Here is a 22,473-nt window from a genome sequence, read left to right on the forward strand (position 1 = left end):
AGGAGTGATCCCGCATGAGCAAAGGAAAAATCATTATTGTCGGTGGAGGCCTCGGAGGATTAATGTCCGCGGTCAAAGCGGCGGAAGCAGGCGTTGAAGTCGATCTCTTCTCAGTTGTTCCGGTCAAACGCTCGCATTCTGTATGCGCGCAGGGCGGCATTAATGGCGCAGTCAACACGAAGGGCGAAGGTGATTCTCCTTGGGAACACTTTGACGATACCATTTACGGCGGAGATTTTCTGGCGAATCAGCCGCCTGTAAAAGCAATGTGTGAGGCAGCTCCGGGAATTATCCATCTTCTGGACCGGATGGGTGTCATGTTCAACCGCACGCCGGAAGGTCTGCTAGATTTTCGCAGGTTCGGCGGTACGCAGTATCATCGGACCGCTTACGCGGGAGCGACGACGGGGCAGCAACTGCTTTACGCGTTGGACGAGCAGGTTCGGCGCCAGGAGGTAAATGGGCTGGTTCACAAACACGAATATGTTGAATTTCTTTCGGTGGTGATTGATGAGGACAATGTCTGTCGCGGAATCGTGGTTCAAAATATGAAAACAATGGAGATCGCCGTATTCCGTGCGGATGCGGTCATTATGGCAACGGGCGGCCTGGGTGTGATCTTCGGAAAATCGACGAACTCGATGATCAACACCGGATCCGCGGCGTCAACGCTCTATCAGCAGGGTGCTTATTTCGCGAATGGCGAATTTATCCAGATCCATCCGACCGCTATCCCCGGCGACGACAAACTAAGACTAATGAGTGAGTCGGCGCGCGGAGAGGGTGGTCGGCTCTGGACGTACAAAGACGGCAAACCATGGTATTTTCTTGAAGAAATGTATCCGGCGTATGGCAACCTTGTGCCTCGTGATGTAGCGACGCGGGCCATATTTGATATTTGTATTAATCAGCACTTGGGTGTCAATGGAGAAAACATGGTTTATCTGGATCTGTCGCATAAAGATCCTCATGAACTGGATGTCAAACTGGGCGGCATCATCGAAATTTATGAAAAATTTGTCGGTGAAGATCCGCATAAAGTGCCAATGAAAGTTTTCCCGGCGGTTCACTATTCAATGGGCGGACTTTGGGTTGATTTTAATCAGATGACCAACATCAAAGGCCTGTTCGCCTGCGGGGAATGCGACTATCAGTATCATGGTGCGAACCGTCTGGGCGCGAATTCGCTGCTTTCCGCATTGTACGGCGGCATGATTGCCGGCCCGAATGCGGTGAAATATGTCGCGGGTCTGAATAAAGACAGCCAGGAAGTACCTTCAGAACTCTATGATGGTGCACTGAAGCGCGAGCAGGAAAAGTATCACCGGATTACGTCGATGAATGGCAGCGAGAACGCTTATGTCCTACACCAGGAACTGGGCGAATGGATGACAAAATATGTGACGGTTGTCCGCGAAAACAAAACCCTGCTGGAAGCGGATGAACATATTCAGGAATTGATGGAGCGTTATAAAAATATTAATATCAATGACACGTCGAAATGGAGCAACAGCGGTGCCTCGTTCACCCGCCAGCTCTGGGATATGCTCGAACTCGCAAGGGTCATCACGTTAGGTGCGTACAATCGAAATGAGAGCCGCGGTGCGCATTATAAGCCTGAATTTCCGGACCGTAATGACAATGACTGGCTTAAGACGACTAAGGCCAAATTCAATTCTGAGAAAAACGGACCGGATTTTGAGTATGAAGATGTCGATATATCTCTGATCAAGCCGCGCAAGAGAGACTATTCACATAGTAAATAAGGGGGGAGAAGGACATGAGTGAAGTGAGTCATCCGAAAACAATTCAGCTGATCATTACACGGCAGGAAGGGCCGGATTCGACCCCTTATAAGGAAAAGTTTGCAGTGCCTTACCGGCCGAACATGAATGTTATTTCCGCACTGATGGCAATCCGGCGCAATCCGGTCAATGCGGAGGGTGAGAAAACCTCGCCGCCGCAATGGGAAATGAGCTGCCTGGAAGAAGTGTGCGGCGCCTGTTCGATGGTCATCAACGGACGTCCCCGTCAAGCCTGCACCGCGTTGATCGACAAATTGGAGAAGCCCGTCCGTCTGGAACCGATGAAGACTTTTCCGATTGTCCGAGATCTGGTCGTCGACCGCACCCGGATGTTTAACGCTCTGAAGAAAGTCAAAGCGTGGATCCCGATCGACGGCACCTATGATCTCGGTCCCGGGCCGCGCATGGCGGAGAGCAAGCGGCAGTGGGCTTATGAATTGTCCAAATGCATGACCTGCGGCGTCTGCCTTGAAGCCTGCCCGAACGTCAACAGCAAATCCAGCTTTATGGGTCCCGCACCGCTGTCTCAGGTCCGTCTCTTCAATGCTCATCCGACAGGCGCGATGAATCAAGCGGAAAGGCTGCACGCAATCATGGGGAAGGGAGGAATTGAGGGCTGCGGAAATTCCCAGAACTGTGTCGAAGTCTGCCCGAAAGGCATTCCGCTGACGACATCCATTGCCGCCCTGAACCGGGCAACAGTGGTTCAGTCGTTTAAGGACTTTTTCGGAAGTGATAATCAGTAATGAGGCATGGAAGGCGGCGTCAGACTTCAAAAAGACGCTCACGAATCAATCACAGCCGTCATAAAATACTAATGACTAAAAGCCTTTCCCGCCCGCTCTTTTGCTGAGCAAGGAGGGGGAATTGTTGAAGGAAGAATATCATCGTCCGAAGCCACTGCTGACGAAGAGGGAGAGAGAAGTCTTTGAACTTCTTGTTCAAGACAAGACAACCCGAGATATTGCCAAGGAACTCTTCATTAGTGAGAAAACAGTCCGCAACCATATTTCAAACACAATGCAGAAGCTTGGTGTGAAAGGACGCTCCCAGGCGGTTGTCGAACTGCTCAGGCTCGGAGAACTCAAACTATAGCACCGGCCGGTTCCTGATAAAGGGCCGGCTGTTGTTTTTTTAAACGATCGATTATGTACCTTTGCCCTATTGAGGGTCGGGCTTGTCTCCTGAACGGCGAACCTGTCCTGTTCAAGCTAAAAATTGATTAAAAAACAAAGTAGCTGACAAGAAATTGAGTTGAAAAACTCGTACAGAAGTGTTTCCTTTGCCAACATAATCAAGTTTTCGTTAAAGTCCATTAAAAGACCTGAGCATTTTAATGAACTCATGAAGCTCAGCGTTATTCCAATTTGAAATTCGCTCATAGAAAACCGATTCTTTTTCTTTAAGAGCACTAATCGTTTTTTGTTTCCCAAGCTCAGTAAGAGACAGAAGAATTCTCCGACCATCTTCAGTTGATGCATCTCTTCTCACATACCCCAAAGATTCCAATTGTTTGACAAGGCGGCTGACCGAACTGCGATCCATAGCGGTTGATTCTGCTAAAACGGCAGCACTTGTCGGTCCATAGGAGTAGAGCCAACGAATAATATGGAAGGCAGCAGGCTGTAAGGAAGAATCGAATCGCGCTGCGGCTTTGACATTTAGTGCATGTGATGCACCGATGAGTGCATTGAGCTGCTCACCTAACTCTAGCTCCAACTGCTCTCTTGGACTTTTTTTGTAATGATTATCCTCCATGACGATTCACCGATCCTTTAGTCTCCAAAATAACCTTCTGTATTTTAATTGACATATATCCATCAAATCTATATAGTGGACATATATCAACTGTATTAATTACCTCACAAGCTTTCTTCAGCTTCCAAAAACATTGTAGCACACAAAGGAGATTGACCATGTCTAAAAATTCAGTCGTTGTCATAACAGGAGCAACAAGCGGTCTGGGGCAGATTGTCGCAATTGAATTAGCAAAGCGCGGGTTTGACCTTGTTCTGACAGCAAGAAGCAAAGAACGTGCTGAGGCAACGAAAAAAATCATTGAAAACACTAATCCTTCAGTGAATGTCGCCTTTTTTTTCGGAGACCTATCGGTAATGACGGATGCTAAACGGGTTGGCAAAGAAATAGCTGCTGCTTACCCTAAAATCGACGTACTTTTGAACAATGCAGGGATTCATGCATTTGAGCAGCGCATTACTTCCGAGGGATTTCCAGAAATGATTGCTGTAAACTATTTAGCACCGTGGCTATTGACACATGCTTTGAAACCATCCTTACAGAACGCAGGCAAGGCTAGAGTTGTTAATGTTGCTTCCGAAGCTTCACGTAATCATGGAGTGTTAAAGCTTCCCGAGGATTTAACCGATACCACTCCTTTTACTGCCCGCGGCTCATCCGCCATTTATGGAAAAACAAAATTATTGGATATCATGTTCACTGCTGAACTGGCTCGACAATGGGCGGGCACCGGAATCAGTGTGAATGCGCTAAATCCTGGATTTAATGTTACCGGACTTGGACGTGAACTCAGGTTTGCAAACGTTATTGAACGTCTTTTAAAAATCTTCCATATCGGAGATCCGAGAAGAGGGGCTGATATTATTACCCGATTAATCGTGGAACCCAAATATCAAGAGGTGACAGGAGGGTATTTTAATGTTGGAACCGGGAATGCAATTGAACCGAAATCACCTGGCGGAGATGTTGCGATGCAGAGTAAGTTGTGGAAGGAAACACAAGACATACTTGAGCAACGAGGCTACCTTGGTTAAATCAAATACATGGAAAGGAGTGAACAATTGATGAGTCAAGATTTAGATAGAAACACCCTCAAAAAAGGTCCCCTTCTCTTTAAAAAAGAAACTCTAACGAAACATTAGGGTAACGATTTTGAAATGAAAGTTCTATGAATAATAATCTAATATAAATTTTTACTATGGAAGTTCATTTCACTTAAATATTGTCTAAAATGTGACGATAATGTGTATGAAGTTAATTTGAAGGAGATGTAAGTATGCCGATAAGTGGTGTTTCGTCAGGAACTCCTGATTATGCCATTCAGCAAGCGCAAGCTCAACAGTTGCAAGCTGCACAGCAGACTCAGCAAGTACAACCAGCTTCAGCGGATAAAGATCATGATAATGATCAGGGCAGTGAAGCCGCAGAAGGTCGTGGTAGACTTATTGATGTAAAAGGTTAATCCTGTGCTTCAGAGGTAATCAATAAAAAGGAGCCTAATCAGTGGGGGCTCCTTTTTTATACACAATAATAGCCGGTCAACTGACTACATTTTGACCTATGGAACATTTATTATTATTTTGGGGAAGATATGTTCTTTTTGCGTGCGATAAAATTTAAAACAGATCCATGGTCGCACTTCTAATGAAGCGATTTTGAACTTCAAGATTAAATCTATCTCATCATTTCGTGAACCAAGCCTAAATGATTATTCTTGATCGCCGATATTAAAAATGTGATAAAAAATGATTCAGAGAAAGGGATTGGAGTATGAGCATCAGATTAAAGCTATACATAGTCATATCTGCTATTTTCATTTTGCCCAATCTGTTGCTTGCGTATTTTTTTACGAGCAGCGGTTTTAATGTATGGGAAGGAATGATACCACTTATTTCCCTTTGCATGACAATTATTGGGCTTATCTTAGTTTATCGGTGTGTGTCTCTTCGGTCACCAGAAGCGTTAACAGTGCCGGCTGCAGAGATTTTAACCCCCCAGGAAAGTGATACTGCACAGTACACGAAATATGCTGTCTCTGACTTGTTTCACCAAACTGTTGCATTAACGGATCATATGGAGACACTCGTTAATGTTGCTGGAGACATATCACATGGTGCATCGATTCAGACTGATAATGTGGTCAAAAGCACAGATACCATGACAGAAGTTACGAGTGGTATTCAACAGATTGCTTCCAGTTCAGAAAAGGTTTCAGACACATCAAAAAAGGCGTCGGTAGCCGCGAATGAGGGCTATAAATTAATCGGTAATCTGCTCACACAAATGCAGTCCATTTACGAGACAACAAGTCAGCTGTCAAAATTCATTGCTAATCTGGCCGATCACTCGGGTCAAGTTGATCAGATTGTCCATACAATCACAGACATAGCAGAACAGACAAGATTATTGTCTTTTAATGCGTCTATTGAAGCGGCTAGAGCGGGTGAATCTGGAAAAAGCTTTGCGGTTGTGGCGAATGAAGTCGGAAAGTTATCGGATAAGTCAAAAGAAGAAGCAGATCACATTTCCAATATCTTATCTTCAATTCAGTCAAATGTGCACAAAGCGGTTGAAATTACGTCAGACAGTATGGAAAAAGTCTCAGACGGCATGACAACAATGAATACAACAAAGAACTATTTTAAGACGATTATTCAGGAAGTCAGCGGTACTTCTGATCAAGTCATGGAAATGACCGCTGCTGTGCAGCAGCTGGCAGCGGGAACAGAAGAGGTTAAAAAAATTACCGAATTTACGATGAAAGTGCAGCAAGGCGGGACAGCTAAGATTAATCAACTTGATACGCTTCTAAAAGAATTCTGTTCTTCTTTTGAGATGATCATCAAGAACTATAACAACTTAGAATCACGTGACAAAAAAGAAGTTGCAGGGGGTTAAGGTTATGGATGATGTTTTTGTTACTTCAGCATTAAGGTCTCCTTTTTATCGAAAGAAGTTAGCGGGGTTAACACTCAGTAAGTGGGAGGACATTCCCTTTACGACAAAGGACGAACTCCGGAATACTTCGGCGTATGACTTGTTAGGTGCACCTATTGAAGATATTGCAACATACCATGAGACAAGTGGCACGACGGGCACGCCTACTCCGAGTTGGTACAGTCATTCCGACGTGACTAAGGAATTCAAAGTTATCCTCCAATCGAAATTAAATTTGAATAAAAATGATATATTGCTGAACCGGTTTCCCTTTGCCCTGGCCATCCCTTCTTTTATTTTGTACTGGGCATGCCAGGAAACAGGAGCAACTCATATTGGCGCAGACAAGGCAAGTATGATAACGCCGGACCGAAGAGTTGTAGAAATCATGCAAAGAGCAAAACCAAGTATCTTAGCCCTGTTGCCGTCAGAAGCGGAAAAAATATTTGAAGTTGCAAAACAACTTCACATTCCATTCCCGACAAATGGGTTAAGAGCTCTACTCCTTGCCGGAGAGTTAGTTTCGCCCAAACGAAAGGAATATTTTGAAAAGCTTTGGGGTGTTCCTGTATTTACTTTTTTTGGAAGTACAGAAACAGGAGGCCTGTTTGTAAGCGATCAGGACGGTTATTATCGATTGAATAATCCGCACGTAAAGATTGAGGTAGTTGATGACGACGGTCATCCAGTAGCTCATGGTGTCCGCGGTAACGGTGTTCTGTCAACTACTCGGGAGGGAATGCCTCTATTACGCTATTATAATCACGATCTGCTGGAAATTAGGGACCCGGATCCGGCAAGTGAAGATCAAACCCCTGTCTTGATCCACTACGGCAGAGACGAAAATACAATTATTTGGCATGGAAAAGAATGGACCTTTTATGATTTACAAGAATTGATCTATTCCTTGGATCGGATACCGCTATTATGGAAAGTAAAACAAAACGGAGACACCGTTACGTTTATACTTCAATATACACCGGATCAGGATATACCAAGTGATCGCATTAAAAATGAAATTTATAAACGATCGGATCTCGAGGCTGAAGTTCGGATAGAGGAAATTATTCCGATTGAGAAGCTTGTGGGGAAACCGGCCTACAGTAAATATGTTCATATCGAGAAAGAGTAAACATAATCAATTGGTGAAAATTAGTTTGTAAGAGTCATGCATGACTCACACGATGCAGAAGCTTAGTGTGAAAGGGCGCTCCCGGGCGGTTGGTGAACTGCTCGGGTTCGGAGAACTCAAATTATAGCACCGGCCGGTTCCTGATGAAGGGCCGGCTGTTGTTTTTTTACGGTTTTGAAAAAATGTGCCAGTGTTTTTTCCAAAAAGATCCTATCACTGATCAACGGTTAATTCGTCTAAAAAATTTTTCAATAAACCGGCCTCGATCTGGCCTGGTGCCGAAGCATGATCCAGGATCCCGAATGTGATGGCGGATCCGGTTAAACTGCCGCTGATCCGCGACAGTTTACCTAGCGGGCCCATGGCCATGGTCACAACAGGGATATTGAGGCGGGATCGGGCAGACACGGTGGCGCTCAGAAGCCTCAGTACATCAGCCGGCGTTTGTGGCATAACGGCAATCTTGGCAATATCAGCCTGTTCGGCCGCCATCTTCCCAAGTATCCCTTCAATGGTTTTCTGTGACGGTGTCCGGCGGAAATCATGGTAACTCATAACCACTTTAGTATCTGTTTGTCTGGCCAAAGACAGGATGCTGCGGCGGATGTCCGCTGGTTGCGACAGTTCCAGATCGACTGCTTCGGCCAGTTGCCTGTCCATCAGACAGTGATAGATACGGATGCCAGCGCTGTCGTCAGTCTGCTGCTGTCCGCCTTCCCGGTGACTCCTAAAAGTGGCGAGGAGGGGGAGACCGTGAAGCATCTGTCTGAGTTCTGTTGCTGTTTCCAGCACGGTCTCAGGAGAAAGGCTGTCGAAGAAGTCGAGGCGCCATTCGACCAGATCAGCAGGACTGCGGACAACCTGTACCGCTGTTTTCATAACTTCCTCTTGCGTGTGGGCAACGATCGGGATACAGATTTTGGGTAATCCGGAGCCGATAGGCAGTCGGTTCAGTGAGACGGATTTCATGGTGTACCTTCCCATCCTGATTTTAATGAGAGGGTAGCATAGACGGACTGCTCTGTCAATTGATCCGGCAGACAGTTTAAAACAGGGCTTGACAAAGATCCTCAGGGTTGATATGTTAGTTTCACTATCATTCAAGGAGCCCTTTAAAATGGCAAAAGTGAAGCATCAATTAATTTCACAATTGAATCGATATTATTACTTCGACTGGCTCAGCTTTAGCTAGTGTTTGCAGCTACGCATGGTGTAGGTGCAAACACTTCCCCGTTTGCATCTATACCGGCCGGAGTTTTTAAGCATGTATTTACAGGAAAAACGAAGCCGCATAGATGTTGCAATGAAAATTGTCAATAAGCTGTGCGGCTCTTTTATATCCTCGGATCATCAATGAGGAAAAATGGATTAAGAGTCCCGGGTTTATTGACTGCCCGGGACTCTTTTTCGTATATTAGGGCATCAGATAAAAGTGAAAACAGGAAGGAGTGAACATCATGTTTGACGAGATCGATCAATTATGTGTCAATGCAGTGCGTATGCTGAGTTGTGAGAGTATTGAGCGAGCCGGCTCCGGCCATCCGGGTCTTCCTTTGGGCGCTGCGCCGATGGCTTATGTATTATGGAGGAACTATCTGAATCTGAATCCGGGGGATCCGGAATGGTTTAACCGTGATCGTTTTATTCTGTCGGCCGGTCATGGATCGGCTATGCTGTACAGCATGCTGCATCTGGCGGGGTTTTCATTATCCATCGAGGATCTAAAGCAGTTTCGCCGGTTCCGCAGTAAAACGCCGGGTCATCCGGAACGGGGTGTCCCCCGCGGGATTGATGCCGCCACGGGACCACTGGGACAGGGTCTGGGTATGGCTGTCGGGATGGCAATGGCTGAAGCGCATTTGGGCGCAATGTACAACCGGGAACATTTGGCTGTCATTAACCATCACACTTTCGTACTTTGCGGCGACGGCGATCTGATGGAGGGAGTCTCGCATGAAGCGGCGAGTCTGGCGGGGCATCTGAAACTGAATAAACTGATTGTTCTTTACGACTCGAATGATGTCTCATTGGACGGACCGACTTCCTGTGCTTGTTCCGACGATATCCGCCGCCGTTTTGAAAGTTACGGCTGGAACTATCTGTCTGTCGCCAACGGCAATGATCTGAACGGTATTGATACAGCAATTGCTGAAGCGATGAAGCAAACGGAGAGGCCGTCGATCATTGAAGTCAGGACCGTGATTGGTTTCGGCGCTCCGGATCAGGGGACAAATAAAGCTCACGGCACACCGCTGGGTCCGGCAGGTATGGAAACACTCAGGAAACACCTGCACTGGAGTGCGGCTGAATTTACTGTCCCCGCGGCTGTCTATGACCGGTTCCGGGATAAGGTATCGGATCGCGGGGCGCAGGCTGAAGCGCTCTGGCACCAACACATTGCCGGATGGGAGGCACGCAATCCGGAACTGGCCCAACAGCTGAAGCAGTCACTCGCCTGCCGTTTGCCGGACAACTGGAAGAATATGCTACCAAAGTATCCGCAAGGAACCCAGGAAGCAACGCGCAATACGAGCCATCAGGTCATTCAGTCGGTCTGCAGAGAAATCCCGTTTCTCTGGGGAGGTTCGGCAGACTTGTCTGGTTCCGATAAGACAGACATTGAGGGCGGGGGACAATTCAGCGCGGCCAACCGGACCGGACGCAACATCGCTTTTGGTGTCCGTGAGTTCATCGAAGGAACGGCACTGAACGGAATTCTGCTTCACGGAGGCAGCAAGGTTTTCGGCGGAACCTTCTTTGTCTTTTCAGACTATATGCGGGCAGCAATTCGTCTGGCCGCACTGCAGCATCTGCCGGTGATCTATGTTTTCACCCATGATTCGCTTGCTGTCGGGGAGGACGGTCCGACGCATCAGCCGGTGGAACAGCTGATGAACCTTCGGACGATGCCCAATGTGTCGCTGATCCGTCCGGCAGACGCCAATGAAACGGTGGCTGCCTGGGAAGCGGCGCTCCAGTCCCAGGCACAGCCGACAGTACTCGTCCTTTCCCGGCAAAAATTGCCGGTGCTGCCGGCCACAGCGGATCTGGCTCGTGACGGGGTTCGTCGCGGCGGTTACGTTCTTTCGCCTCAGAAAGGCGATAAACCCGAAGGCATTCTGATTGCGACCGGTTCTGAAGTACATCTGGCCGTGGAAGCACAGCATGAACTGCGCAGAGAGGGGCACGATGTTTCCGTCGTTTCAATGCCGAGCTTTGACCGGTTTGACCGGCAGAGTCCGGTATACCGTGAAGCAGTGCTGCCTTCCCGGGTGCGCCGGAGAATATCGGTCGAAATGGGTGCGACGCTGGGCTGGGAACATTTTACCGGATCCGACGGCATTAGTCTTGGTATCGACCGGTTCGGTGCCAGCGGTCCGGCAGCGGACCTTCTCCCGGCCTATGGCTTCACTGTGAATCATATTGTCAACGCATATCGTCAGTTAATCCGGAACGTTCCGGATACTGCATCTGCATGGGACTGAAAACAGATCATTTTATGGATGGGGGAAAAGGAGTGAGTCAGCTGACGGACTTAATTGATGGACGAACGCGTCTCTATGGTCTGTTTGCCCATCCTGCGGAGCACAGTTTGTCTCCGCTGATGCATAATCTCAGTTTTCAGCGCCGGCAGATCAATGCCGTATATCTTGCTTTTGATCTGACATCGGATTTCAGCGGCGCGATCCAAAGTATACGTGAGCTGAATATGGGCGGAGTGAATTTATCCATGCCCTTTAAGAAACAGGTGATTCCTTATCTGGACGAACTGACTCCGACGGCGAAAATTGTCGGTGCCGTGAATACGGTGATCCATCGTCAGGGCCGCTTGATCGGCGCCAATACGGACGGAACAGGTTTCTTTGAAAATCTGCGGGCCCACCACTACGTGATCAAAAACAAAACGGTGACGATTCTCGGTGCGGGCGGCGCCGGACTGTCCATTATTGCCGCCGGTGCTTCCGAAGGGCTGAGGATGATCCATGTTTTCAAGCGCCACAACGCCACGTTCCCGAAGGTAGAAGCAAGGCTAAGGGATCTGGCACGTTTTTATCAGACGCCGATTCGTCTCTACGCCTATGATGATCGGACAAATTTGCAGCGTGCCGTGCGTGCCAGTGATTTTCTCATCAATACAACCCATATCGGCATGGGGAATGACAGGCAGTCAATGCCACTGACCGGAGAAGAAATGAAGCTACTACTTCCGACTACTGTTGTCTGTGACGTCATTTATGAACCAAGGAAAACTCGTTTACTGCTGGCAGCTGAAGCGAGTGGCTGCGAAACAGTCAATGGACTGGGTATGCTGATTTACCAGGGGGCACAGTCATTTAAACTTTGGACACACGAAGAAATGCCGGTCGATGCCGTCAGAGCAGCGATCGAGAAAGAATCAGAAAACAAAAACGGAGGGATTGGATCATGATTATTCAATTCAGGCAGCCAAATACGGAAATCATCGGTGAATTAAAAGAGAAATTCGAGCGAATGCCGAAACAGGTTTTTTCAACGGAGACCCATATGGCCGTGGTCGGACTGGATCACTACAACTTTACAGCCCGTGAATCAGCGGCGATCAGCAAGGTGATTCCGGAAACGCCGTCCTACGTGCAGGGAAGCCGGACTTTTCATCCGAAAGATACGATCATCAGGCTGCCCCACACGCAGATCGGTGGGAAAAATTTTACGCTGATGGCCGGTCCGTGTTCTGTAGAATCAGAAGAACATGTGCAGCGCATGGCGGCAGTTGCACGAGAAGGCGGCGCGACTGTGCTGCGCGGCGGGGCGTTTAAGCCCCGGACGTCCCCGTATTCGTTCCAGGGGCTGGGGGAAAAAGGGTTACGTTTTCTGCGTGAGGCTGCCGACGAGAACGGAATGGATGTCATTACCGAGGTTATGGATGAAAGTCATGTCCCGCTGGTTGCCCAATATACCGATGTTTTTCAGATTGGTGCGCGTAACATGCAGAATTTTTCCTTATTAAAAGCAGTAGGGAAAACACAGATTCCAGTTGCTTTGAAACGCGGCATGTCCGGAACCGTGGATGACTTGCTTAATGCTTCCGAGTATATAGCGAGCGGCGGGAATCACAACATCATGCTGATTGAACGCGGCATTCGCACATTTGACAATAAATACACACGGAATACGTTCGATCTGGCGGCAGTTCCGGTTCTGCAGAAACTGACCCATTACCCGGTTATTGTTGATCCAAGCCATGCAGTCGGTGTCTGGGATTTGGTCGCGCCGATGGCTTATGCCGGCGCGGCATCCGGTGCGAGCGGGATGATTGTCGAAATTCATGATGCTCCAGATCACGCCTTTTCTGATGGTCCGCAAGCACTGAAACCGGACACATATCTGAAGATGGCGCAGCATGTTTTTGACCTCAGGAGATTAATGGATGCCTGGGAGGGATAATTGTGAAAACCATTCAGGTGGATTTGCCGGAGAAACAGTATTCCATCCACATTGAGCCGGGCATGCTGAATCATCTGGGAACATGGACCGCGAAGATCTGGACGCCGCGTCAGATCGCTGTAATCAGTGACAGCCATGTCGCACCGCTCTACGAAGAGCAGGTGATCCGGCAGCTGAGTGACGCCGGTTTTCGTGTGGCGGCTTATCAGGTACCGGCTGGAGAGGCATCCAAGAACTGGATGGAAACGATCCGATTATACCGGATGCTCATGACTGATCATTTTCAACGAACGGATGGCATTCTGGCGCTGGGTGGTGGCGTCGTTGGCGACCTGGCAGGCTTTGTCGCGTCAACTTATATGCGCGGACTTGCATTGATTCAGGTCCCCACATCACTGCTGGCACAGGTGGACAGTAGTGTCGGCGGAAAGACAGCGATTGATCTGGAAACAGGTAAGAATCTGGTTGGGACCTTTTATCAGCCGGACGCTGTTTTTATTGATCCTGATCTGCTGGCCACATTGCCCAAGCGCTACCTCGCGGAAGGCTACGCGGAAGTCGTCAAAATGGCAGCTCTTTCCGGGAACGGTTTCTGGAAGCTCATCGAACAGATCAACCGGCCGGAAGATATGTTGCTTCATGCGGAAGCGCTGATTGAACAGAGTGTCACGTTTAAAGCCGGAGTGGTCATGGACGATGAGAAGGAAAACGGCCGCAGACAGATCCTGAACTTCGGCCATACAATTGGCCATGCGATTGAATTACTCGCCCAGGGGAAGCTGGCGCACGGTGAAGCAGTCAGCATCGGTATGGTGCAATTGTCCGCACTTTTTGAAAAATATAGATTGTCCCCACCGGGTGCGGCAGCGATACTGACAAACCGGCTGCAGGCAGCGGGGTTACCCGTCGCTTCGTCACTGATCGGAACACCTGATTTTTATGAAAAAGTAAAAAATGACAAGAAGAATCGCGGTGGGCGGTTGAATATGGTTTACTTGCAGGCACTGGGCCGTCCTGCACTTTATCCTCTTCCAGGTGATCGGGCTGGCCTGTTTTTCTCTGGAAAAATGCCTGAACAGGAACGATAGGAGGCTCATGGATCGCCTGAGGAAAGCAATCACCCGAATGCAAAACAATGCATATTACGGATTTAGGACCGGGCGATTTTTGCCCGGTTTTAGCATTCGACCGGAAAATTTCGATAAACGAATAACTCAATCGTTCTTCAATTCACGGTCCCTTTAGTGCCTAAAAATATTTTTGGCTGAAAATGATGGAACAGGTGCTATACTGGATACTATGAGTGAAAAAAAGAAAAAAGAGAGTGGAATCAGTGAAGATAGCTGTTTTTGACTCCGGTATCGGCGGAATGACCGTCCTTCATCAGGCGATGAAGCTGCTGCCGGACGAAGATTATATTTTTTATGCAGACACAGCGCATGTGCCTTATGGAGAAAAAACAAAAGAAGATGTAAAAAAATATGTTCTTGAAGCGGCAGATTTTTTGGCTGCCCAGAATTTGAAAGCATTGGTCATTGCCTGCAATACGGCAACAAGTGTTGCGATCGAGGACCTTCGCCAAAAGTTCAGTTTTCCCGTCCTTGGGATTGAACCTGCTGTAAAACCGGCAGTCCAGCAGAGTGAAAAAAAGAGAAAAAAAGTGCTGGTTATGGCAACCAGGCTGACGCTTAAAGAAGTGAAGTTCCACCAGCTGGTTGAGCGTATTGATAAGCATGACATCGTTGACGGTCTCGCACTGCCGGGGTTGGTCGCATTTGCTGAAAAGTTTATTTTCAGTGAAGAGCAGGTGCTCCCTTATTTAGAAGAACAGCTGGAACCATTTGACTTAAAAGAGTATGGAACAGTGGTTCTTGGCTGTACCCATTTTCCTTTTTTTAAGGACAGTGTCAGAAAATTATTTCCGAAAGAAACGGATATCATCGATGGCGGTATCGGCACGGCCAGAAATCTGAAAAGAATTCTGGGCGAACGCCATCAGATCGGCGACGGAACAGGTACTTTGTCCTACTATAAATCCAGCGTAAAAGTGGAAGATCAGGAAACGCTTGTCCATTATCAGGAACTTCTGAGCAGGCTCGATGAATTGCAATGAAAATAATACCTATTCTCATTGCGACGCTGTGCGCCAATAAAACCTATTCACTTGAATAGCAGTTCGTCTTCCATTATTGTAAAGAAATGATCAAGGTGGTCTAGTTGGGAAATGGAGAATGTTGAATCACCGTCTCCACTCATGGCAAGAGATAAATTCATTATCGTTGACATAACAACCCGTGCTTTGAGAGCAAATTGAAATACTGCTTTGTCATTTAATACATCATTCTGGTTCAAAATAAAATGAGTCATTGGTTCTTCTATATCGTGTAGTAAAATTTTGTTTCCAATGAATGATGCTACATCCCAGAATTTAGGCATTAGAGATGCATCTTCAAAATCAATCCATCGCCAGCCTGAAGGAGTGGAAACAAGGTTTTTAGGGTGTGCGTCGCCGTGTGAAGGTAATAGACTTTTGCATTGATGGATTTCTAAATCTACTTTTGTGAACTCTTCCAGCAAGCGTGATACACGGTCATCTTTATTTTTGATACTCTGCAAATGTTCAACAGCTTGTCTTACATTTCTCCAGGCACCCAGACGAGGGAGAGGCTCCACAAATTTTCTCATGGCAATTGCCATTTCATTTAACATATCGACTGCTTTAAGTTCACCAATCTTGTCCGGCAGGATTGAAGTATAATCCAAAGTCATCCAGGTACCGTCAATCATATAAGGACCTGGATTTATTTCTGTGCAGTAAGAAACGATGGGTATGCCGCTTTTCTTTAGATGTTCAGCTACATGCAGCTCACGAATCAGTACATTTTTCCAAAAGTCAGAATCGTCCTCGGAGGATAATTTAATGATCCGGGCAACAACTGGATAAGGCGAAAGATGAACAATCAAGTTCCCTGTATCGCTCAAGACGTTTGGATTCACATGTTTCAGCCCCATACTTTCGACTGTATTTAACAATTGTGGAATATAATCGTTGCTCATAGGCAATTTCCTCTCTTTAAAATTAGTTATGTACGATATGCGCAGGCGTATAAACAGTACACTGTCGCATGAATCCATATGAAGAATGATTTTCACCCAAGGCAGTGCATGGGAAAATTTCTGCGAATGGTGATAGATACTGGACGACCGATATTTTTTGAGGAATACCGATTTATTTCTATAACTACCGATTTTATCAACATGTAGAACGGTATCAGTCGCTCTCCAATCCATTAAGCCTGCATTTGATAATCTGTCCGCAATGAACCACACCTCCTCCGAATCCGTAGAGAAGCAGGCGATCATTTTTCTTAATTTTCCCTGCTTTAATGGCATCCGAAATAGCAAGGGGAATTGTGGCGGACGATGTATTTCCGTAATATTCAAGGCTGTACAACACCTTTTCCATTGGAAAATCCAATCGTTCGCTGATTGATTCAATCATTCTGAGATTGGCACTGTGAGGAACAAACCAGTTAATATCTGAGAAATCAAGCTCGCTGTTTTCAACTAATTGTGTGATGCTCTTTGTCACATTTTTTACTACCCATTTGTACAGCTCAGGACCGTTTTGAACCACCTTTCCTGTGTCAATCAACTTTTTGCCGTTCATAACTTTCGATAGCCCAGTCCTATAAAGTAATTTACCCATACTGCCATCAGCGCCCATAATTGATCCCAAAAAATCAGGACCGTCCTCACTATACTCAACAATTGCTGCACCGGCACCGTCCCCGAGAAGCACACATGTCGAGCGATCTGTGTAATCCGTTACTTTCGACATAGATTCAGCGGCCACAATTAAAACTTTTTTATTTAATCCGCTTGTTACAAGACCGTTTGCTAGATGGAGACAATACTCAAATCCTGCACACGTTGCATTCAGGTCAAAGGCGCCGGCACTGCTTATGTGGAAATTTGCCTGCACTTGAGCGGCAACGCTTGGAAAAGCAAAATCAGGGGTTGAGGTAGACACAATAATCAAATCGACATCATCCAAAGAAGCTTGGTATCTGTCGATCAGATTCTGGACAGCTCCAAATGCCAGATCACTGGAAAATTGATTTTCCGGAAGTATCCTTCTCTCTTTTATGCCAGTTCTTCTGACAATCCATTCATCTGAGGTATCAACCAGTTGTTCCAGATCATGGTTTGTCAGTCTTCGTTCTGGTACATAAGCCCCTATAGCAATTATTTTTGCTTTTGATTTCATGATAATCCTCTTCTCTTTTTTGTATATTATATCAGATATTATTATCAGGTACTAATTTATTCATAAGACCTCTCAAACTTTTAAATTGCTAAATACATAAGTAAGTATTAATATAATTTTATAAATATATAATTGGAGGTGGATATATGATTGCTGAAGTGGAAATGATTTCTGATCTGTCGTCAAAACTTAAGCTTTTGGGGGACAGGACACGACTGACCATCCTGTCTTATTTAAAAGTCAGGGAGCTTTGCGTCTGCGAATTGGTCGATCTTCTGGATGCTTCCCAGCCTTCCATCAGCCAGCATCTGAAAAAGCTGCGCGTTTCGGGCATCATCAATGAGAGAAAACAGGGAACGTGGGTGTATTATCGGTTGAACGAGGAACTTCCCGCTTATCTGTCAGGCATTATCGACGCGCTCCCGGATCAGAACATCAAAGCCTGTGATGATCCGGACTGTTGCTCGTAAAAACACAATGGAAGGAAGAATTAAAATGGCAAAAAAAATCATCTATTTTCTTTGCACCGGAAACTCATGCCGCAGTCAGATGGCTGAAGGTTTCGGTAAGAAATATCTTGGAGAAGATTACGAAGTCCGTTCGGCCGGCATTGAAGCACACGGTCTGAATCCCAATGCGGTGAAAGTTATGGAGGAAGCTGGAGTTGATATCTCCGGTCAGCAATCCAAACTGATTGACATGAGTCTCCTGAATCAGGCTTATCTTGTAGTCACACTGTGCGGCGATGCCGAAGAACGCTGCCCGATGACGCCTCCGGGTGTTCGGCGCGAACATTGGGGATTTGATGATCCTGCTAAGGCAGAGGGCACGGAAGAAGAAAAATGGGCGGTATTCCGGCACGTACGGGACGGCATCGAGAAGCGAATCCACCAGTTTGCCGAGGATGAAAAGGTCTGAATGAGTCATAAAGCATTACTAAATTGTAAGTTTATTCAGTCACTGAAGGAGTACACAAAATGTCTGCGGTTTTAGCTATTCTTGTTTTTTTACTTACACTTATTCTTGTAATCTGGCAGCCTAGAAATCTGTCGATCGGCTGGTCGGCCTGCGGTGGGGCTCTGCTCGCCCTGCTTGTCGGTGTGGTTCATTTTAACGACGTTATTGAAGTGGCAAGCATCATCTGGAACGCGACGCTGGCCTTTGTCGCTATTATCATTATCTCGTTGATTCTCGATCATATTGGGTTCTTTGAATGGGCCGCACTGCATATGGCGCTGATCGCGCGCGGGAACGGTATCCGCATGTTTATTTTTATTTCCATTCTTGGCGCTCTGATTTCGGCGTTCTTTGCGAACGATGGCGGTGCCTTAATTCTGACGCCGATTGTTCTGGCTATGGTCCGCGCACTTAACTTTGATGAACGTCGCGTTTTTCCATTTGTGATTGCCAGCGGATTCATCGCGGATACAACATCGCTTCCGCTCGTTGTCAGCAATCTCGTCAACATCGTGTCCGCCGATTTTTTTGGTGTTTCGTTTGGAAAATATGCGCTGCATATGATTATCCCGACCGTTTTTTCTCTTTTTGCAAGTATCGCTGTGCTGTATCTCTATTTCCGCAAAGACTGGCCGGCTCATTATCAGTTGCGTGATTTAAAAAAACCAGCTACAGTCCTTAAGGACATTCGTATGTTTCACATTTCATGGTTTGTTCTGACTGTCTTAGTTATCGGCTATTTTCTCAGCAGCCTGGTGAAGATTCCAGTTTCTTTTATTGCATTGGCAATTGCCGCGATTTTCTTGTTTCTAGGGAGCCGTAGTTCAGCCATTCACACGGTTAAAATTTTAAAAAGCGCGCCATGGAGCATTGTCTTCTTTTCGCTTGGCATGTATGTCGTTGTCTACGGGCTGAGAAATGCAGGGTTGATCCATCTGCTTGCCGGAGTAATTGAAGAAGGGACGCGGGGAGGACTCTTTACAGGTACATTGATGATGGGCTTCCTGTCCGCCATTCTGTCGGCAGCAATGAATAATCTGCCAACGGTCATGATCAACGCGCTGTCTATTCATGCAACATCTATCTCCGGCGTGATGCATCAGGCGCTTGTCTATGCCAATGTGATTGGAGCGGATCTTGGTCCGAAAATGACTCCGATCGGATCCTTGGCAACCTTGCTCTGGCTTCATGTCCTGTCTGAGAAAGGGATCAAAATCCGATGGGGTCAGTACTTTAAAATTGGCATTGTGATCACACTACCTGTTCTGTTTATGACATTGTTCGGAGCCTATTTATCGATCCTTATCTTTGGCTGAAAAGGTGGTGAATGCAAATGTTGCGGGCAATCTTAATCTTCTTCCTTGCAGGTTGTGCTGAAATCGGGGGAGGATACCTGATCTGGCAGTGGCTGCGCGCCGGCGCGTCAGGATGGCTTGGATTGATCGGTGGGCTTGTGCTTTTTTTCTATGGTGTTATTGCGACGTGGCAGTCATTTCCGGATTTTGGCCGTGTCTATGCTGCATATGGAGGGATTTTTATAGCCATGAGCCTGCTTTGGGGATGGTGGATTGACAGAAAGACGCCTGATCTTTACGATTTGATCGGTTGCCTGATCTGCCTCATTGGCGTTGCTGTGATCATTTGGCCGCGTGCTTAAAGCAATACATAGAAAAACGGTGAGGAAAAGCGGATTCCTTTTTCTCACCGTTTTTTAACGCTTTCGAATGAACTTATCCATTCAATATCTTTTTCAATTTCTGATACTCTTCTTCTGTAATTTCGCCCTTTGCCAGCCGTTCGTTTAAGATCGCCTGACTTTTATCTATTGCTGACGGTTGATTCATCAATTTTTTTACCAGGATGACAATAAGATAAATGACTGCAATGAAAAATAATAGATTAATTACTCCGCCCAACAGGCCTAAACCAAGACCGAAGCCGCCCATCATACCGTTACCGTACCAACCCATCATGGCGCTTCACCATCCTCTCATTGTCATTATACCATGCGCCGATTCACTCAAGTAAAGTAAAAAGTGCCCTCGGCATTTTTTACTTTAGGCAACTTCAATTTCATATTGTTTTTTTGTAAAATGTCACTTTTTCTTGTCTTTGGATTTCTATTTTTTTGGCTATGTTAACGTTAAATGTTGATTTTGCCCATTACTGATTTGAGTGGAAAGCGAGTGCCTGAAGCGAAAAATAACAAACAAGTTTTAACAGAGCTATTTTTTTAAGTGAAACGGCACAGTTGTGATGACAACATCCTTGTGCAGAAAAAGCCAAGTACGCAAAATCAGTGCGCTTTGATTATGCAGAAGGTTATGCCAGCTTTTTTTCATGATGAACTGCGGCATCAGAATGTGAATGTAACTGTCCTTTCCTTTCTCTTTCTGTATATCGCGTATAAATGATGATATGGGTCCGATCAGGGAACGGTACTGGCTCTTCAGCGTGACTAGTTGGCACGGCGAACCCCACTCTTTCCATTGCTTCTGAATCCGCTCAATCGACGCATCATCAAATCCGACGTAGACGGCGACGACGTTTGTGTCTATACTTTTGGCGAATGAAAGCGTATTGTTAACGACTCGGTGGATGCCGGAAATTAGGACGATCGACGTCACTTCATGTGTAACTGGGCGATCCAGCGCCAAGTCGATATGCAGTTGTGAACGGACTTCCTTATAGTGCCTTGAGATCGCGAGGGAAAGCCAGGCAAACCAAGGTAAAATAACGATGATAATCCAGGCACCGCCTGTGAACTTCGTGACCGCGAAGATAAGCGCAACAACGGCAGACACGACAGCGCCAATGCCATTAATGGCTAAGTTCACTTTCCAGTGCCGGCCTTTGATATGGCCCCAGCGGCGGACGAGACCGATCTGAGCAATTGTAAATGAGACAAACACGCCGATGGCATAAAGCGGGATTAGTGCGTTAGTTTCCGCATGGAAAAAGACGACAAGCAACCCGGCCAAAGCGGCCAGTGTAATCAGGCCATTTGAATAAGACAGCCGGTCGCCGCGCTGAGCCAGCTTGCGCGGAAGAAATCCGTCAGAAGCGACAATCGCTGCGAGTTGGGAGAACCCATTGAACGTCGAGTTGGCGGCCAGGATTAGAACAACAAATGTTGACCAAGTGATCAACTGATAAATTAGCCCATTGCCGAAAATCAAAGCGGTTAACTGCGACAGCATCGTATTGCTTGAATGGACCGATATGCCATGTACATACAGATGATAGGCGATGCCCAGCAGTGTGACACCTTCAAGAATACCGAGTGCCACATACGTTTTTATGGCATTTTTTTGCTTTGGATTGCGGAAGATCGGCACCGAGTTGGATATGGTTTCAATTCCGGTCAGAGCGGAACACGACGAACTGAATGCTTTTAAGACCAGGAGAGCGGTCAGATCTTTCGGCACGGTGCCAAAGGATGGTGTCGCCGCCTGAACAAAGCCAAATCTGAATTCATTAAAAAAACCGAATGCAATCAGCGCCAGCATGCAGGCCATGAAAAAGAATGTCGGCCAGGCAAGCACTTTGGCCGCTTCAGCGACACCACGTAAATTGATCAGCAGCAAAACAAAGATACAGATTAGCGCAATCGTCGTCCGATAGGGTGTTACAGCCGGATAGGCTGAGGCAATGGCTGCTACTGCCGCTGAAACAGACACGGCGACCGTCAATACATAATCGATGAGTAGTGCGCTCGACGCTGTAACCGCAACCCATGAATGTTTAAAATTGTCTCGCGCAATCGCGTAGGCTCCTCCGCCATTCGGATAAGCCAGAACACCCATAATATAGGAGTTGATCAGGATGGCGAGCAGAAGAACGGCAGCGACCGTAATCGGCAGAATCAGCCATTTTGCATCCGGACCGAGCTGAGCCAGTTCGCTCATCCCCGCCTCAGGACCATAGGCGACTGAGGAGTACAAATCCGCGGATAATATCGGGAGGGCGATTAGCCAAAATAAGTGATTGCTTTTTGATTGTAGCGCCTCCGTTTTCATCGGAGCACCGATCAGTACGCGCTTAACCAGGCTGAAATTTTGCAGGCACAGCCATCCGCCACCGGCGACAATAATGATCATAATAATATTAAACCATTCTACGTTCTCCAATGATTTCACCCTCTTTAGATTCCAGTCTTTTCAACTTGTAAAGGGAACGTGCAAAAAGCC

Annotated in this window: 22 protein-coding genes; 16 read left to right on the top strand and 6 right to left on the bottom strand. The window is 46.8% G+C overall.

Annotation, left to right across the window (positions count from 1 at the left end; all coding sequences use genetic code 11):
• Positions 1-14: 14 nt before the first annotated feature.
• The 3 genes from sdhA (at position 15) to E4665_RS03550 (ending at position 2,900) form a co-directional block, all read left to right on the top strand.
• A complete protein-coding gene (sdhA, locus tag E4665_RS03540) occupies positions 15-1,766 on the top strand; it encodes a succinate dehydrogenase flavoprotein subunit (RefSeq protein WP_135347439.1) in 1,752 nt (583 codons plus the stop codon).
• 14 nt (positions 1,767-1,780) lie between these two features.
• On the top strand, positions 1,781-2,551 hold the full coding sequence (gene sdhB / locus E4665_RS03545) for a succinate dehydrogenase iron-sulfur subunit (protein WP_135347440.1): 771 nt from the start codon (positions 1,781-1,783) through the stop codon (positions 2,549-2,551).
• Positions 2,552-2,675: 124 nt separating this feature from the next.
• The gene (locus E4665_RS03550; protein ID WP_010026148.1) at positions 2,676-2,900 is read left to right on the top strand and encodes a helix-turn-helix domain-containing protein; all 225 of its coding nucleotides are present in this window, start codon (positions 2,676-2,678) and stop codon (positions 2,898-2,900) included.
• Positions 2,901-3,110: 210 nt separating this feature from the next.
• Here E4665_RS03550 and E4665_RS03555 read toward each other — a convergent pair whose 3' ends face one another.
• Positions 3,111-3,563, bottom strand: a complete 453-nt coding sequence (locus E4665_RS03555) for a MarR family winged helix-turn-helix transcriptional regulator (protein ID WP_135347441.1) — start codon at positions 3,561-3,563, stop codon at positions 3,111-3,113.
• Between the two features lie 158 nt (positions 3,564-3,721).
• Here E4665_RS03555 and E4665_RS03560 point away from each other — a divergent pair, with 158 nt between their 5' ends.
• The 4 genes from E4665_RS03560 to E4665_RS03575 all read left to right on the top strand — a co-directional run bounded on the left by E4665_RS03560 (position 3,722) and on the right by E4665_RS03575 (position 7,632).
• Positions 3,722-4,597, top strand: a complete 876-nt coding sequence (locus tag E4665_RS03560) for an SDR family NAD(P)-dependent oxidoreductase (RefSeq protein ID WP_135347442.1) — start codon at positions 3,722-3,724, stop codon at positions 4,595-4,597.
• Between the two features lie 242 nt (positions 4,598-4,839).
• Positions 4,840-5,025, top strand: coding sequence for a hypothetical protein (locus E4665_RS03565; protein WP_135347443.1), 186 nt, complete (start codon positions 4,840-4,842; stop codon positions 5,023-5,025).
• A gap of 506 nt (positions 5,026-5,531) precedes the next feature.
• Entirely contained in the window at positions 5,532-6,461 is a 930-nt protein-coding gene (locus E4665_RS03570) for a methyl-accepting chemotaxis protein (protein WP_167815101.1), read from the top strand.
• Positions 6,462-6,465: 4 nt separating this feature from the next.
• On the top strand, positions 6,466-7,632 hold the full coding sequence (locus tag E4665_RS03575; protein WP_135347445.1) for a phenylacetate--CoA ligase family protein: 1,167 nt from the start codon (positions 6,466-6,468) through the stop codon (positions 7,630-7,632).
• 213 nt (positions 7,633-7,845) lie between these two features.
• Here E4665_RS03575 and aroD read toward each other — a convergent pair whose 3' ends face one another.
• Positions 7,846-8,601, bottom strand: coding sequence for a type I 3-dehydroquinate dehydratase (aroD, locus tag E4665_RS03585; RefSeq protein WP_167815102.1), 756 nt, complete (start codon positions 8,599-8,601; stop codon positions 7,846-7,848).
• 488 nt (positions 8,602-9,089) lie between these two features.
• Between aroD and tkt the strand changes: the two genes are divergently transcribed.
• The 5 genes from tkt (at position 9,090) to murI (ending at position 15,169) form a co-directional block, all read left to right on the top strand.
• Positions 9,090-11,117, top strand: coding sequence for a transketolase (gene tkt / locus E4665_RS03590; protein WP_135347447.1), 2,028 nt, complete (start codon positions 9,090-9,092; stop codon positions 11,115-11,117).
• A 32-nt stretch (positions 11,118-11,149) separates the two neighbouring features.
• Positions 11,150-12,061 carry a shikimate dehydrogenase gene (aroE, locus tag E4665_RS03595; protein WP_241654649.1) on the top strand — a complete coding sequence of 304 codons (912 nt, stop codon included), beginning with the start codon at positions 11,150-11,152 and terminating at the stop codon, positions 12,059-12,061.
• Complete coding sequence (gene aroF, locus E4665_RS03600; RefSeq protein ID WP_135347448.1) at positions 12,058-13,056, top strand: 3-deoxy-7-phosphoheptulonate synthase; 999 nt, start codon at positions 12,058-12,060, stop codon at positions 13,054-13,056. Before aroE ends, aroF begins: the two co-directional genes overlap by 4 nt.
• Positions 13,057-13,058: 2 nt before the next feature.
• Complete coding sequence (gene aroB, locus E4665_RS03605) at positions 13,059-14,144, top strand: 3-dehydroquinate synthase (RefSeq protein ID WP_135347449.1); 1,086 nt, start codon at positions 13,059-13,061, stop codon at positions 14,142-14,144.
• Positions 14,145-14,389: 245 nt separating this feature from the next.
• The gene (gene murI, locus E4665_RS03610; RefSeq protein ID WP_135347450.1) at positions 14,390-15,169 is read left to right on the top strand and encodes a glutamate racemase; all 780 of its coding nucleotides are present in this window, start codon (positions 14,390-14,392) and stop codon (positions 15,167-15,169) included.
• 47 nt (positions 15,170-15,216) lie between these two features.
• Here murI and E4665_RS03615 read toward each other — a convergent pair whose 3' ends face one another.
• Both E4665_RS03615 and E4665_RS03620 read right to left on the bottom strand, forming a co-directional pair.
• On the bottom strand, positions 15,217-16,113 hold the full coding sequence (locus E4665_RS03615; protein ID WP_167815103.1) for a phosphotransferase: 897 nt from the start codon (positions 16,111-16,113) through the stop codon (positions 15,217-15,219).
• A gap of 214 nt (positions 16,114-16,327) precedes the next feature.
• On the bottom strand, positions 16,328-17,326 hold the full coding sequence (locus E4665_RS03620; RefSeq protein WP_135347452.1) for a ketoacyl-ACP synthase III: 999 nt from the start codon (positions 17,324-17,326) through the stop codon (positions 16,328-16,330).
• Between the two features lie 146 nt (positions 17,327-17,472).
• On the opposite strand from E4665_RS03620, the gene E4665_RS03625 reads away from it, so the two are divergent.
• Genes E4665_RS03625 through E4665_RS03640 form a run of 4 tightly spaced genes read left to right on the top strand, consistent with a single transcriptional unit; the run spans position 17,473 to position 19,940 of the window.
• Positions 17,473-17,796, top strand: a complete 324-nt coding sequence (locus E4665_RS03625) for an ArsR/SmtB family transcription factor (protein WP_135347453.1) — start codon at positions 17,473-17,475, stop codon at positions 17,794-17,796.
• 25 nt (positions 17,797-17,821) lie between these two features.
• Positions 17,822-18,244 carry an arsenate reductase (thioredoxin) gene (gene arsC / locus E4665_RS03630; RefSeq protein ID WP_135347454.1) on the top strand — a complete coding sequence of 141 codons (423 nt, stop codon included), beginning with the start codon at positions 17,822-17,824 and terminating at the stop codon, positions 18,242-18,244.
• A 59-nt stretch (positions 18,245-18,303) separates the two neighbouring features.
• Positions 18,304-19,599 (top strand): arsenic transporter, encoded by a 1,296-nt coding sequence (locus E4665_RS03635; protein ID WP_135347455.1) that lies wholly within the window; start codon positions 18,304-18,306, stop codon positions 19,597-19,599.
• A gap of 17 nt (positions 19,600-19,616) precedes the next feature.
• Complete coding sequence (locus E4665_RS03640) at positions 19,617-19,940, top strand: YnfA family protein (RefSeq protein ID WP_135347456.1); 324 nt, start codon at positions 19,617-19,619, stop codon at positions 19,938-19,940.
• Positions 19,941-20,013: 73 nt separating this feature from the next.
• Here the strand turns inward: E4665_RS03640 and E4665_RS03645 are convergent, their stop codons facing one another.
• The gene (locus tag E4665_RS03645) at positions 20,014-20,256 is read right to left on the bottom strand and encodes an SHOCT domain-containing protein (protein ID WP_135347457.1); all 243 of its coding nucleotides are present in this window, start codon (positions 20,254-20,256) and stop codon (positions 20,014-20,016) included.
• Between the two features lie 252 nt (positions 20,257-20,508).
• On the bottom strand, positions 20,509-22,413 hold the full coding sequence (locus E4665_RS03650; RefSeq protein WP_338325995.1) for an APC family permease: 1,905 nt from the start codon (positions 22,411-22,413) through the stop codon (positions 20,509-20,511).
• Positions 22,414-22,473 lie beyond the last annotated feature (60 nt).

The organism is Sporolactobacillus shoreae (assembly GCF_004684935.1).
GTDB classification, from domain to species: domain Bacteria; phylum Bacillota; class Bacilli; order Bacillales; family Sporolactobacillaceae; genus Sporolactobacillus; species Sporolactobacillus shoreae.

Bases quoted from the DNA above. Each gene is read 5' to 3' on its own strand.
- aroF (WP_135347448.1), top strand. From the start codon at position 12,058: ATGATTATTCAATTCAGGCAGCCAAATACGGAAATCATCGGTGAATTA.
- E4665_RS03645 (WP_135347457.1), bottom strand. From the start codon at position 20,256: ATGATGGGTTGGTACGGTAACGGTATGATGGGCGGCTTCGGTCTTGGT.
- arsC (WP_135347454.1), top strand. From the start codon at position 17,822: ATGGCAAAAAAAATCATCTATTTTCTTTGCACCGGAAACTCATGCCGC.
- E4665_RS03555 (WP_135347441.1), bottom strand. From the start codon at position 3,563: ATGGAGGATAATCATTACAAAAAAAGTCCAAGAGAGCAGTTGGAGCTA.
- aroD (WP_167815102.1), bottom strand. From the start codon at position 8,601: ATGAAATCCGTCTCACTGAACCGACTGCCTATCGGCTCCGGATTACCC.
- E4665_RS03625 (WP_135347453.1), top strand. From the start codon at position 17,473: ATGATTGCTGAAGTGGAAATGATTTCTGATCTGTCGTCAAAACTTAAG.
- E4665_RS03565 (WP_135347443.1), top strand. From the start codon at position 4,840: ATGCCGATAAGTGGTGTTTCGTCAGGAACTCCTGATTATGCCATTCAG.
- E4665_RS03635 (WP_135347455.1), top strand. From the start codon at position 18,304: ATGTCTGCGGTTTTAGCTATTCTTGTTTTTTTACTTACACTTATTCTT.
- E4665_RS03640 (WP_135347456.1), top strand. From the start codon at position 19,617: ATGTTGCGGGCAATCTTAATCTTCTTCCTTGCAGGTTGTGCTGAAATC.
- E4665_RS03560 (WP_135347442.1), top strand. From the start codon at position 3,722: ATGTCTAAAAATTCAGTCGTTGTCATAACAGGAGCAACAAGCGGTCTG.
- E4665_RS03575 (WP_135347445.1), top strand. From the start codon at position 6,466: ATGGATGATGTTTTTGTTACTTCAGCATTAAGGTCTCCTTTTTATCGA.
- sdhA (WP_135347439.1), top strand. From the start codon at position 15: ATGAGCAAAGGAAAAATCATTATTGTCGGTGGAGGCCTCGGAGGATTA.
- tkt (WP_135347447.1), top strand. From the start codon at position 9,090: ATGTTTGACGAGATCGATCAATTATGTGTCAATGCAGTGCGTATGCTG.
- E4665_RS03615 (WP_167815103.1), bottom strand. From the start codon at position 16,113: ATGAGCAACGATTATATTCCACAATTGTTAAATACAGTCGAAAGTATG.
- sdhB (WP_135347440.1), top strand. From the start codon at position 1,781: ATGAGTGAAGTGAGTCATCCGAAAACAATTCAGCTGATCATTACACGG.
- E4665_RS03620 (WP_135347452.1), bottom strand. From the start codon at position 17,326: ATGAAATCAAAAGCAAAAATAATTGCTATAGGGGCTTATGTACCAGAA.